Origin of the sequence: Tropicimonas isoalkanivorans, from assembly GCF_900112335.1 — a bacterium.
GTDB lineage: Bacteria > Pseudomonadota > Alphaproteobacteria > Rhodobacterales > Rhodobacteraceae > Tropicimonas > Tropicimonas isoalkanivorans.
Window position 1 is genome coordinate 104,242 of sequence record NZ_FOLG01000009.1, and the last position, 12,475, is coordinate 116,716.

At 63.6% G+C, this 12,475-nt stretch carries 12 protein-coding genes; 4 read left to right on the plus strand and 8 right to left on the minus strand.

What is annotated here, in order from left to right:
* Positions 1-62: 62 nt before the first annotated feature.
* From galE to cysQ, 4 genes are all read right to left on the minus strand, one after another.
* On the minus strand, positions 63-1,046 hold the full coding sequence (gene galE / locus BM075_RS14880; RefSeq protein WP_093361491.1) for a UDP-glucose 4-epimerase GalE: 984 nt from the start codon (positions 1,044-1,046) through the stop codon (positions 63-65).
* A gap of 33 nt (positions 1,047-1,079) precedes the next feature.
* Positions 1,080-1,973 (minus strand): UTP--glucose-1-phosphate uridylyltransferase GalU, encoded by an 894-nt coding sequence (gene galU / locus BM075_RS14885; RefSeq protein ID WP_093361492.1) that lies wholly within the window; start codon positions 1,971-1,973, stop codon positions 1,080-1,082.
* A 210-nt stretch (positions 1,974-2,183) separates the two neighbouring features.
* Entirely contained in the window at positions 2,184-2,984 is an 801-nt protein-coding gene (locus BM075_RS14890; RefSeq protein ID WP_093361493.1) for a 3-deoxy-manno-octulosonate cytidylyltransferase, read from the minus strand.
* Positions 2,981-3,781 carry a 3'(2'),5'-bisphosphate nucleotidase CysQ gene (gene cysQ / locus BM075_RS14895; RefSeq protein WP_093361494.1) on the minus strand — a complete coding sequence of 267 codons (801 nt, stop codon included), beginning with the start codon at positions 3,779-3,781 and terminating at the stop codon, positions 2,981-2,983. The genes BM075_RS14890 and cysQ overlap by 4 nt, the downstream gene beginning before the upstream one ends.
* A 344-nt stretch (positions 3,782-4,125) precedes the next feature.
* On the opposite strand from cysQ, the gene BM075_RS14900 reads away from it, so the two are divergent.
* Both BM075_RS14900 and BM075_RS14905 read left to right on the plus strand, forming a co-directional pair.
* Positions 4,126-5,061, plus strand: a complete 936-nt coding sequence (locus tag BM075_RS14900) for an AEC family transporter (RefSeq protein WP_177208366.1) — start codon at positions 4,126-4,128, stop codon at positions 5,059-5,061.
* Positions 5,062-5,177: 116 nt separating this feature from the next.
* The gene (locus BM075_RS14905; protein WP_093361496.1) at positions 5,178-6,401 is read left to right on the plus strand and encodes a DUF2254 domain-containing protein; all 1,224 of its coding nucleotides are present in this window, start codon (positions 5,178-5,180) and stop codon (positions 6,399-6,401) included.
* Positions 6,402-6,437: 36 nt separating this feature from the next.
* Here the strand turns inward: BM075_RS14905 and BM075_RS14910 are convergent, their stop codons facing one another.
* A complete protein-coding gene (locus BM075_RS14910) occupies positions 6,438-7,070 on the minus strand; it encodes an alpha-ketoglutarate-dependent dioxygenase AlkB family protein (RefSeq protein WP_143089883.1) in 633 nt (210 codons plus the stop codon).
* A gap of 168 nt (positions 7,071-7,238) precedes the next feature.
* Between BM075_RS14910 and dnaK the strand changes: the two genes are divergently transcribed.
* Together dnaK and dnaJ are read left to right on the plus strand one after the other, a co-directional pair.
* Positions 7,239-9,152 carry a molecular chaperone DnaK gene (dnaK, locus tag BM075_RS14915; RefSeq protein ID WP_093361498.1) on the plus strand — a complete coding sequence of 638 codons (1,914 nt, stop codon included), beginning with the start codon at positions 7,239-7,241 and terminating at the stop codon, positions 9,150-9,152.
* Between the two features lie 74 nt (positions 9,153-9,226).
* Positions 9,227-10,375, plus strand: a complete 1,149-nt coding sequence (gene dnaJ / locus BM075_RS14920) for a molecular chaperone DnaJ (protein WP_093361499.1) — start codon at positions 9,227-9,229, stop codon at positions 10,373-10,375.
* 111 nt (positions 10,376-10,486) lie between these two features.
* Here dnaJ and BM075_RS14925 read toward each other — a convergent pair whose 3' ends face one another.
* Genes BM075_RS14925 through BM075_RS14935 form a run of 3 tightly spaced genes read right to left on the minus strand, consistent with a single transcriptional unit; the run spans position 10,487 to position 12,473 of the window.
* Positions 10,487-11,638: a sodium ion-translocating decarboxylase subunit beta gene (locus tag BM075_RS14925; RefSeq protein ID WP_093361500.1), complete on the minus strand. Its 1,152-nt coding sequence runs from the start codon at positions 11,636-11,638 to the stop codon at positions 10,487-10,489.
* A 16-nt stretch (positions 11,639-11,654) separates the two neighbouring features.
* Positions 11,655-12,059 carry a biotin/lipoyl-containing protein gene (locus tag BM075_RS14930; protein ID WP_093361501.1) on the minus strand — a complete coding sequence of 135 codons (405 nt, stop codon included), beginning with the start codon at positions 12,057-12,059 and terminating at the stop codon, positions 11,655-11,657.
* Positions 12,060-12,077: 18 nt separating this feature from the next.
* Complete coding sequence (locus BM075_RS14935) at positions 12,078-12,473, minus strand: OadG family transporter subunit (RefSeq protein ID WP_093361502.1); 396 nt, start codon at positions 12,471-12,473, stop codon at positions 12,078-12,080.
* Between the last annotated feature and the right edge of the window lie 2 nt (positions 12,474-12,475).

The window sequence follows — 12,475 nt, forward strand, 5'->3', positions numbered from 1 at the left end:
GCCGCCCACCACGGCAAGCGGGGGCGAGGCAGGCCTGACCTGCCCGCCCCCCTTTATCGCCCTTACTTCTCGTAGTTGCCCGTCTGATGCCAGCGCCAGGCGTCCTGGATCATCTGTGGCATGGTCGACCGCCGGGGCTGCCAGCCAAGCTCATCCACGGCCCTGCTGCTGCCGGAGACCAGGCGAACGGCATCTCCGGCCCGACGGGCACCATCCTCATAGGGCACCGGTCGGTTGGTGATTTGGCCCGCGGCATCCATCACTTCACGCACTGAGAACCCAGAGCCCGTTCCGAGATTGAAAGCGCGGCTGTCCTTGCCGCTTTCCAGCCACTTGAGCCCGAGCACATGGGCTTCGACGAGGTCCATCACATGCACGTAATCGCGGATGCAGGTGCCGTCCGGCGTGTCGTAGTCCGTGCCGTAGACCGTCAGCTTGTCGCGTTTGCCGTCGACGGCGTCGAGGACGAGCGGGATCAGATGGGTTTCGGGCCGGTGGAACTCCCCGACCTCTGCATCCTCGTCCCCGCCGGCAACGTTGAAGTAGCGGAAGATGACGTTCTTCAGTCCGAAGGCCGTGTCGAAGTTGGCCAGGATGTCCTCTATGGCGCGTTTGGAGGCGCCGTAGGCGTTGATCGGCATCTGGAGCGAGGTCTCGTCCAGAACAACCCCGTCCTGGTCGCCATAAGTCGCGCAGGTCGAGGAGAAGATGAACTTACGACATCCCGCTTCCACCGCCGCCTCACACAGGTTCACGGCCCCGAGGACGTTGGACCGCCAGTACCACCCTGGTTGCTGCATGGATTCGCCGACTTGGCTCAAAGCGGCGAAATGCATGACCGCTTCCGGCCGATGCTTGGCGAAGACTTCCTCGACGCGCGCCTTGTCGAGCAAGTCACCCCGCTCGAGCGGGCCGAACTTTACCGCTTCTTCCCAGCCAGTGGAGATGTTGTCGAACACGACGGGCTCATAGCCTTCTCGTGCAAGCACCTTACAGGCGTGCGAGCCGATAAAGCCCGCACCCCCCGTCACAAGGATCTTGGTCATGTATGGTTCCGGTCCGTCAGTGAGTCCGCAGCCTCACTGGGCGGCATTCTTGAGAGCCGAAAGCTCGTCGAGAAACTCACTAAGTTCATCGCGCAGGTCGGGCCGCGCGAGGCCGAACGAAACCGTCGCCTGAAGGAAGCCCGCCTTGGAGCCGCAGTCGAACCGCTCGCCACGGAAACGATAGCCGTAGACACCGCGACCAGCCTCGATTTCGTCGCCGATGGCGTCCGTGAGCTGGATTTCCCCTCCGGCACCGGTCTTCATCCGGTTCAGGTTCTCCATCACGTCGGGCGTCAGGATATAGCGTCCAATCACGGCGAGGTTCGACGGGGCTTCCTCGGCGCTCGGCTTTTCAACCATGCCGCGGATTTTCACCTTGGCACCGTCTTCAGACTCCACATCAAGGATACCGTAGGCCGAGGCTTTCTGAGCCGGCACTTCCATCGCCGCAACCATGCATCCGCCCGTGTCCTGATAGGCCTCCACCATCTGTTGAAGACAGGGCTTCTCGCCGGCAATGACGTCATCGGGAAGGATGACGGCAAAGGGCTCATCAGCGATCAGCCGGCGGGCACACCACACTGCGTGGCCGAGACCGAGCGCCTTGTGCTGACGGATGTAGGCGATGGCGCCGCTTTCCATGTTGGTGTGCTCAAGCACCTCCAGGAGATCGGTTTTCCCCTTCTTGCGGAGCGACGCTTCCAGCTCGGGGGAGCTGTCAAAGTAATCTTCCAGCGCGCTCTTGCCGCGCGACGTAACAAAAATGAATTCTTCAATGCCGGCTGCCCGCGCCTCGTCGATCGCGTACTGAATGAGCGGGCGGTCGACCAGGGTCATGATCTCCTTCGGGACGGACTTCGTCGCCGGCAGAAACCGCGTTCCCAGGCCTGCTACCGGAAACACCGCCTTAGTGACCTTGCGTTGCATAAACTATTCCCTTTCGTTTCACCTAGCAGCGCAACTTCCTTGCGCCCGATATACCCCACACCCCAGACACCATACAAAAGATAAATCGATCCGAGTGAGTCTGCACTCCCGGACCTTAACATTTACCACTGCGGTGCAGCGTACCTTCCTCGATAATGGTGCGATTTGGCAAAAGTCAGCCCACATTGAGACAATTGCACACGATATGGATCACTCGATGCCCATCTCTGCCATCATTGATTCGATGCGATTAACGTCCTGCGGATTGTTTAGTTCCCAGAAGAGTCGGCCTCGCGCCTCCACCTCAACGCAGAGAACGTAGCGGCCGTTTTCGAGGAACCTGAGCTGCTCCAACCCCTCCAGCCGTTCCAGTGGCCCGTGCGGCCATGATGGGTATTTCGCAAGCGAGGTGGCCCGGTAGGCATAGACCCCGACATGATGAAACACTGGCGTCTCCGCTTCCGGCGCGTAGACCGTCGCGGTGTAGGGCACGACTTCTTTGGAAAAGTAGAGCGCCCGCTTGAACCTGTCGAAAACCGCGGTCGTGCCGCCCACCCGTCCGTCGGCGCGGTCGTCCTTCAGCGTCGCGAGAGCCCGGCCGTCGCACCGCAGAACCGGCGTTGCGATCTCGGCGTCCTGATCGGTGTGCAGCCCCTCGACCAGATCGCTCACAAACCATGTGGGCGTGAGCGGCGCGTCCCCCTGCAGGTTGACAACGATCTCGTATCCGCCACCGATCCGAGCGTGAGCCTCTGCGCAGCGTTCCGTGCCGTTCGCACAGGCCGCAGAGGTCATGACGACCTCCGCACCGAAACTCTCCGCTTCGGTGCGGATTCGACTGTCGTCGGTGGCCACCACCACCCGGTCGACGTTCTCGACGGCCATCGCCGCCTCCCAGCTCCGCTGTATCAGCGTCCGGGAGTGGCCATTTGCGCCCTTGAGCGGCACGAGGGGCTTGCCGGGATACCTGTGAGACGCGTAGCGGGCGGGAATGACGATCAGAACGCTCATGCGGCGGGCTTCAACTCCACGCCCGGTGCAAAGGCGATGAAGAACGGGTTTTCATAGCCCGGCTTGCCGTAGGTGAAGTCCGAATGGTCGTCAAAACGCACCATCCGCCCGCCCGCGCCCCGCAGAACCGCGTCGGCGGCGGCGGTGTCCCATTCCATCGTCCGGCCGAGCCGGGGATAGAGATCCGCCTCGCCCGCCGCGATGAGGCAGAACTTGAGCGATGAGCCGGCCGAGGTCATGTCCTTGACCGCATACTTGGCGATGTACTCGTCCGTCGCCTGGTCGCGGTGCGACTTCGACGCGACGACCATCAGCGCGGCGTTGTCCGGCTGGGTGACGCCGATGGGAGTGACGGGGCCGGGCGCATCCTTGGCAAAGTCGCCCGTTTCCTCGACGGATCGCCCGTCAGCCCCGGTATAGAACAACCGCCCCTTCGCCGGCGCATAGACCACGCCGCGCACCGGCACGCCATTTTCTACGTAGGCGATGTTGACGGTGAAGTCTCCGCGGCGCTTGACGAATTCCTTGGTGCCGTCAAGCGGGTCGACGATCAGAAAGCTCGCCGCACGCTCCGAGTGAGAGGCCGCCTGCTCCTCGGTGACGACCAACACGTCCGGGAAAGCCTCCGCCAGCCCGGCGGAGATCAGTGCGTCCGCGGCCTCGTCGGCCTCCGTCACCGGGCTGTTGTCCGATTTCGCCCGCACGTCGAAGTCGTCGGCATTGTAGATCTCCATGATCCTGTCCCCGGCCTCCAGCGCCAGGCGCCGGATCACTTTGGTCAGGCGGTCATAATCCATACTTGCTCTCCTCGGGACGGCCCAATTCTGTGTGATGTCCTGTCACGCCCTTATCGTCCCGCATCACGGGATCGGCAAGTTTTCCCTGCGAGAAAGTTCGCACAGGTCAGCCTTAGGCGCGTGCCCCACATGAGGTGGCCGATCCGCGCGGCGCATCGGGCTGGGGCGGTTTCATGCTGTTTGCGATCTGTGTGTGGTCTGCCTTGGCTTGGCCTGGGACCCATACCCGCAAAAAAGCCTCCTTAGGTTGGCCGGCGAAACGGTGACGCGCGCGCCGTACCGCCTTGCGCCTGCCGGCCCGTCGTACCAAATGGGCGCATCGTCCGTCCGCAAGGGGTCGCCGCTTGTTCGCGCCGCTCGTTTCTCTCATTCCCATCTATTTGCTGATCCTGCTCGGATACGTTGCCATTCGCAGCGGGCTGATCGATCCTGCCGGCCTGCCCCACATCAGTCGTTTCGCGCTGTATATCTGCATTCCGGTGGTCGTAGCGTCGGCCGTTTCCCGGGTCGGCGGCACCAGCCAGTTCAACCCGCAGTTCATTGCGGGCTACGCCTTGGCCTCCTTCCTGGTGATGCTCGCAGCGGCGCTCGTCTTGCGGCGGCTGTTCGGCATGGGGCCCGGCGCGGCCTGGGTGCTTGGACTGGGCGCCGGGGCGTCCAACAGCATGTTCCTGGGCCTGCCCATTGCGCTGATCCTGATCCCGGATCTGGTGGATACTCTCATCGTACATGTCGTGGTAACGGAGAACATCTTCGGCATCCCCGTCGCTGTAACCATCGCCGACGTGGTCGCGCGGACCCGTCGACTTTCCACCGCGGAGGCGATCCGTGACACGCTGCGGCGAATGGCGGTGAACCCTGCACTTCTCGGGCTGGTTGCTGGCCTGATCTGCGCCGCGAGCGGGCTCCCGCTGCCGGCGCCGCTGGAGACCACCCGCACGCTCATGATCGCGGCCGCTCCGGTGCTCGCGCTCTTTGTCGTGGGCGGAACCGTGGCTGGCGCGCGCATGACGGAGATCGGCGGGCCTGTGTTCCTCGTGGCGTTCGGGAAACTCGTGGTTCATCCGGCAGTCGTTTACGCCGTTCTCATGATCCTTCCCGGCGTTCCGTCCGAACTCGCCGTCGGCGGACTAATATTTGCCTGCGTGCCCATGCTCTCTATCTATACGATCTTCGCCGCACGGCACGGGGCGGAACGTATCGCGGCTTCCGCCATGGGTGTCACGACCCTTGCCGGCGCAATCACCGTCGGCGCCGTGGTTATGCTGCTGCATGGATAATATTCTGAGTTCCTGCCCAGTTGCTCCGGCCCGGCGATTGGGCTTGAGTGGCAGCACGGCTCAAAGGAAAGGTGACGACATGACCCCCTATTCTCTCTCCGGAGCCGCTTGAGCCGATGTCTCGGGTCTGGATCGTCACACTGCTGCGAACCACGCGGGAGAGTTACTGGTTTCTGCCGCTGGTTCTGGTGGTGCTCGCCCACGGGCTGGCCTTCACGATGGTTTGGTTGGATCGGGTCTATCCGGAATTCGGCGTGGATGTCCTGCCGAGGGCGTTGCGGGACACCCAGGCCGCCGGCGCCCGTGCGCTGCTGTCGCTCATGGCCAGTTCAATCATTGGCGTCACCGGGGTGATGTTCTCGCTCACCATGGTCGCGGTCTCCTTTGCCTCCGGCAACTTCGGGCCGCGCCTCGTGTCGAACTTCATGCGCGATCGCGGCAACCAATGGTCGCTCGGCGTGCTGATCGCGACCTTCGCCTATTGCCTGCAGGTGCTGCGCACGGTGAAGGGTCCGGTGGCGGAAGTCTTCGTGCCGCATCTGGCGCTTTTGGTCGCCTTGATCCTGACCCTCATTTCCATCCTCGTGATGATCTACTTCATCCACCACGTGCCGGAGACGATCAACGTGGGGAACATCACGGCAGGCCTTAGCCGCCGGCTGGAAGCGGCCGTCAGGGCGGAGGTCGACGCAGAGCCGTTCGACCGGCCGAAGGAACAGCCGCGCCGCCCGCCCATCGGGCAGCCCACGCTGGACTGGTCCGGTTACATTGCGACAGTGGATCTCGAACGGCTGGACCTGCTGAGCCGTCGGAACGGCTGGCGCTTTCTCTTGCTGTCGCAGCCAGGCGATTTCGTTCCCGCGGGAACACCGGTCATGGAGATCTATCCGGATGACAACAACAGGCCGCCCGACCCCAAGACTCTAAACTCGCTGCGCGCCTGTTTCGGGATCGGGGATGGACGGACGGAAGAACAAAACCCGCTATTCCTGACCGATCAACTGGTCGAGATCGCCGTGCGCGCCCTTTCTCCCGGCGTGAACGACCCCTTCACGGCAATTGACTGCCTTAATCGGATGTATGCGGCGTTGCACGTGTCGTTGACCTACGAGGGCGGGCTGGACGACCGGTTGCTCGGCCCCATGGACCGCAAGCACCTGACTTTCGACGTTCTGATGGAGGCGACATTCGGGAAGTCCCATTTCTATGTCGCACAGGATCCGCTGACGCTGGCACATATGGCAAAGCTACTCTCCCAGCTTCGGCCGTACGCCCGGGACGAACGCGAGGAGCATGTGATCGACGCGATGGCGGAAAGGCTTCGAGAAGCTGCCGATTGATTGCCGAGGCGGGAGCGCATCCTCGGCCGGTCCTGCCTAACGCGCAACGCGCATAGTGAGGTTGATCCGGCCACCATTCGGAAGAAGCGCCGACGATCCTGGCCGAAGCCGGTCGATCCCGTGATAGACCAGCCGCGCCGCGCCGCCCATGACCAGGACGTCGCCGGAGGTGAGCCAGATGGACTCCGTCTTGCCGCCGCGCGTGAGGTTGCCGATCCGAAACAATGCGTCGTCACCGAGCGAGATCGAGACTACCGGCTGCTCGAAGTCCGCTTCGTCCCTGTCCTGGTGCAGCCCCATCCGAGCACCTTCCCCGTAGTAGTTGACGAGGCAGCAGTCGGGGCCCCGATCGGAGCCGGCCACCGCGTTCCAGACGCTCAGCACGCTGGCTGGGATCGGCGGCCAGCCCATGCCCTGCGGATGCGACGGTTCGTAGCGGTAGCCGCGCCTGTCGCTGACCCAGCCAACTTTGCCCGCCGACGTCATCCGCACGGACATCTTTTGCCCTCGCCGCGTTTCGGGCTGAAAGAGCGGCGCCGCGGCCACGACCGCGCGCAGATCCTCAACCATTTGCTCCTGCGTCTCGCGGTCCAGAAAGCCCTGATAAAGTGAGACCCCGCGGATCTCCAGGGTCGCTCGGGGAAGCGGCTCTGCTGGCACTTTCTTCATTGTTTTGCCCTCATATCTGCGGCGCATGGCGGCTTGCAGGGTGAAATCTCCGCTCCTATATACGCCGGGATGCACGGCCGGGCACCGATCCGGCCAAAATCTGGGATAGGGCTGCGGGAGCCTGACAGGGCCCGGGCCCGCAACATCGCCAAGAGAGGTAGTAAGCATATGGCCAAAGTCATCGGTATCGACCTCGGTACGACGAACAGCTGCGTCGCCATCATGGACGGGTCGCAGCCCCGCGTAATCGAGAACGCCGAAGGCGCACGCACGACGCCGTCTGTCGTCGCCTTCACCGAGAACGAACGTCTCGTCGGCCAGCCCGCCAAGCGGCAGGCCGTCACCAACCCCGAAAACACCATCTTCGCCGTGAAGCGCCTGATCGGCCGCAGGGAGGACGACCCCGCGGTGGCGAAAGACCGCAAGATCGTTCCCTTCAACATCGTCGAAGGCGGCAACGGCGACGCGTGGGTCGAGGCCCGTGGCGAGAAATACAGCCCGTCGCAAATTTCCGCCTTCATCCTGCAAAAGATGAAGGAAACAGCCGAGTCGTACCTCGGCGAAGAGGTCAAGCAGGCCGTCATCACCGTTCCCGCCTACTTCAACGACGCTCAGCGTCAGGCCACGAAGGACGCCGGCAAGATTGCCGGTCTCGATGTCCTGCGGATCATCAACGAGCCGACCGCAGCCGCGCTCGCCTATGGCCTCGACAAGGAAGAGACCAAGACGATCGCCGTCTACGACCTTGGCGGCGGCACCTTCGACGTGACCATTCTGGAAATCGACGAGGGCCTCTTCGAGGTGAAGTCGACCAACGGGGACACGTTCCTCGGCGGTGAAGACTTCGACATGCGGATCGTCCAGTACCTGGCCGACGAGTTCAAGAAAGAGCACGGCGTCGACCTGACGAAGGACAAAATGGCCCTGCAACGGCTCAAGGAAGCCGCCGAGAAGGCTAAGATCGAACTGTCCAGCTCGCAACAGACCGAGATCAACCAGCCGTTCATCTCCATGGACCCCAATGGCGGCACGCCGCTGCACATGGTGATGAAGCTGACCCGAGCGAAGCTGGAAAGCCTCGTCGGCGATCTGATCAAGAAGTCGATCAAGCCTTGCCAAGCCGCGCTGAAGGATGCCGGCATTTCCACGTCCGACATCGACGAGGTCGTTCTCGTGGGCGGCATGACGCGCACGCCCAAGGTCGTGGAAGAGGTTACGAAGTTCTTCGGCAAGGAACCCCACAAGGGCGTGAACCCTGACGAGGTGGTTGCCGCCGGCGCCGCCATTCAGGCCGGTGTTCTGCAGGGTGACGTGAAAGACGTCGTTCTGCTGGACGTGACGCCGCTGTCTCTCGGCATCGAGACGCTGGGTGGCGTGTTCACCCGCCTGATCGACCGCAACACGACGATCCCGACGAAAAAGAGCCAGATCTTCTCCACCGCGGAAGACAACCAGAACGCGGTGACGATCCGGGTCTTCCAGGGCGAGCGGGAGATGGCGGCCGACAACAAACTGCTCGGCCAGTTCAACCTCGAGGACATTCCGCCGGCGCCGCGCGGCATGCCGCAGATCGAGGTGACCTTCGACATCGACGCCAACGGCATCGTTTCGGTCAGTGCCAAGGACAAGGGCACCGGCAAGGAGCAGAACATCACCATCCAGGCTTCCGGCGGTCTGAGCGACGACGAGATCGATCAGATGGTCAAGGACGCCGAGGCGAACGCCGAGGCGGACAAGGAGCGCAAGGAACTGGTGGAGACCAAGAACCAGGGCGAGAGCCTGCTCCACTCGACCAAGAAGTCGCTCGAAGAGCACAAGGACAAGGTGGACCCGTCGACCGTCGAGGCGATCGAACTGGCCATGGGTCCGCTCGAAGAAGCGCTCGAAGGGACGGATTCCGCGAAGATCAAGTCCGGCATCCAGAACCTGACCGAGGCGGCCATGAAACTGGGCGAGGCCATCTACAAGGCCGAACAAGAGAAGGCTGGCGAGGCCGCGCCGGACTCCGAGGACGTGCCGCATGGTGTCGACGAGGATATCGTGGACGCCGACTTCGAGGACCTTGGCGACGACAAGCGCTGACCTGGCGACACGCTCCAGGCGGGCCGGTCCGGGAAACCGGGCCGGTCCGTGCGTTGGAGCCAAAAGGATAACCGATGGCAAAACGTGACTATTACGAGGTTCTGGGCATCGCGCGTGGAGCCTCGGAGGCCGAGATCAAGAAGGCTTACCGAAAGAAGGCCCGCGAGCTTCACCCCGACAGCAACTCGCACAAGCCGGACGCCGAAGCCCAGTTCAAGGAAGTCAACGAAGCCTACGACGTCCTGAAGGACGCCGACAAGAAAGCCGCCTATGACCGGTTCGGCCACGCGGCGTTCGAAGGCGGCATGGGTGGCGGCGGTGGCCGCGGCGGGTTCCACCAGTCGGGCGACTTTGCATCGGCCTTCTCGGACGTTTTCGACGACCTCTTCGGCGATTTCATGGGTGGCGCACGCGGGGGTGGCCCGCGCCAACGGGCCGCGCGCGGCTCCGACCTGCGCTTCAACCTCCGTGTGACCCTCGAAGAGGCCTATACCGGCATTCAGAAGACGATCAACGTGCCGACCTCCGTGGCGTGTACCGTCTGTTCCGGGACCGGCGCTGAAGGCGGTGCGGAGCCCGTGTCTTGCCCGACCTGCTCTGGCATGGGTAAGGTGCGAGCCCAGCAGGGCTTCTTCACTGTCGAGCGCACCTGTCCCACCTGCAGCGGGCTCGGCCAGATCATCAAGAACCCCTGCAAGACCTGCCAGGGCAGCGGACGGGTTGAGAAGGAGCGCTCGCTCTCGGTCAACATTCCCGCAGGTGTCGAGACGGGAACCCGCATTCGGCTTGCCGGCGAGGGCGATGCCGGGACGCGGGGCGGCCCGCCGGGCGATCTCTACATCTTCCTGGAGGTTGCAGAACACGACCTTTTCAAGCGCGACGCGCAGAGCCTTTTCTGCCACGTGCCCGTCAGCATCACAGCGGCGGCGTTGGGTGGCGATATCGAGGTGCCGACGATCGACGGAGGCCGTAGCCGGGTCAAGGTGCCCGCTGGCTCCCAGACCGGCAAGCAGATGCGGCTGCGCGGCAAGGGAATGCCGGCTCTTCGCGGCGCGGGCATGGGCGACATGTTCATCGAGCTGATTGTCGAAACGCCGGTGAACCTCTCCGCGCGCCAGAAGGAGTTGCTACGGGAGTTCGAGGAACTGAGTGCGGAGAACAACCCGCGCTCGACCAACTTCTTTTCCCGCGTGAAGAGCTTCTGGGAAGAAATGAAGAGCTGATCCGGGTTCGGAGACGCCCTTGGACGGAGAAAGGCCCGCAGCGCGTACTGCGGGCCTTTCCTTTTCTGATGGTTCGGAGACCCTTTCTATCGAAAAGGTCCCCGTAAGGTATCAGTTCGCGTACCAGGCGATGAAGTAGCCGGCGACGACCGCCGTACCGATCACGCCTGCCACGTTGGGGCCCATGGCGTGCATCAGGAGGAAGTTGGCCGGGTCGGCCCGCTGTCCTTCCACCTGGCTGACGCGCGCGGCCATCGGAACCGCCGAGACACCAGCCGAACCGATCAACGGGTTGATCTTGTTCTTGCTGAAGACGTTCATCGCCTTCGCCATGAGAACCCCGCAAGCCGTCGCGATGCCGAAGGCGATCACGCCGAGGCCGAGGATCTTCATCGTGTCGACGTTCAGGAACCGCTCGCCGGTCATGGTGATCCCGACCGAAGTGCCGAGGAAGATCGTGACGATGTTGATCAGCTCGTTCTGCGCCGCCTTCGTCAGGCGCTCGGTGACAAGGCTTTCCCGCAGGAAGTTGCCGAGCATCAGCATCCCGATCAGCGCCGCGGCTGCGGGCACGAGGAGGATGACAACGATGGTGACGAGCCCCGCGAAGATCAGCTTCTCGAGCCGCGTGACCTTCCGCAAGGACTTCATGCGGATCTTGCGCTCGTGTTCGGTCGTCAGCGCGCGCATGATCGGCGGCTGCAGCATCGGCACCAGGGCCATGTAGCTGTAGGCCGCAACAGCGATCGGCGCGAGAAGGTGCGGCGCGAGCTTGTTGGCCAGGAAGATCGAGGTCGGGCCGTCCGCGCCGCCAATGATCCCGATGGCGCCGGCTTCCATCGGCGAGAAGCCGATGATAGTCGCCCCGAGGAACGTTGCGAAGACGCCGAACTGCGCCGCGGCCCCGAGGAGCAGCGTTCGCGGGTTGGCGATGAGCGGACCGAAGTCCGTCAGCGCTCCGACGCCGAGGAAGATGAGCGGCGGGAAGATCTCATATTCCACGCCCTTGGAGATGTAGTAGTAAAGCCCGCCGGGATGATCCCCCACCGGCGCGTTCACCAGCCCTTCCGTCGGAAGGTTGGCCAGCAACGCCCCGAAGGCGATGGGTATCAGCAGGAGCGGTTCGAATTTCTTATAGACTCCCAAGTAGAACAGCACCGCGATGATCGCCCACATCCCCACCATCTGCATGGTGACATCGGATATGGCCGTCAGTTCCCAGAGCTGCGCCAGTTTGGAGGTCTCCGTTACGGTACCTTCCATGGAAGGAGTCCCCCAATCAGGAAAGTGTTACAAGGACCTGTCCCTCGGTCACAGTCGCGCCGGGGGTGATGTTGACGGAGGCAACGGTGCCATCCCGAGGCGCGCCGACAGAGGTGTTCATCTTCATGGCTTCCAGCACCAACAGGCTGTCGCCGGACTTCACCGCTTGGCCGACGGTGACATCGACGCTCACGACGGTCCCGGCGAGCGGGCTGGGCACGTCCCCCGGGCCAGCGGCGCCGGCAGGGGCCGTGGCAGGCGGCGCGGCCGCCGGTCTGGCAGGCGTGCTGGGTGCGGCAGCAGGGGCCGGGGCGGCTGCGCGTGCCGGAGCCGGCGCCGGGGAGGCGCCACTGCCGCTGTCGAGATCTTCGACGGTTACATCGTAGGCGGTGCCTTCCACGGTGATCCGCAAGCGTTTCATTGCTGATGTCCTCTCACATTATTTGGTGTGCGGGCTGGCCTGAGCCACCCGCGTTGGGCCCCAGTCGGTGCGGACGCGATTGGCCGTAAAGGTCTCAAACCGTCCTTCCAGGGGCCAGTCGCCAATCTCATGGGCCGGCGCAGAGACGCGCGTCACCCGGTATCCGGCGCCCAGCGTATGGGCCACCGCCGCGGCAATCGCCGCGAGGTGGTGGGGCGGAACGCCGGAGGCATCGGTCCCGGCCGCGGCGGCCGGAGCCGCCGTAACCGGGGTCGCGACCGCCTTGACGGAAAGCGCCGCCCGCTCCGCGCGAACGAAGAAGGCACCGATCAGCGCGCACGCGCCCCAGATCGCCGCCAGCACTGTCATCACAACCGCGAAGCCCGTGCCGATCAGTTCCAGATTTTCGAGCATTC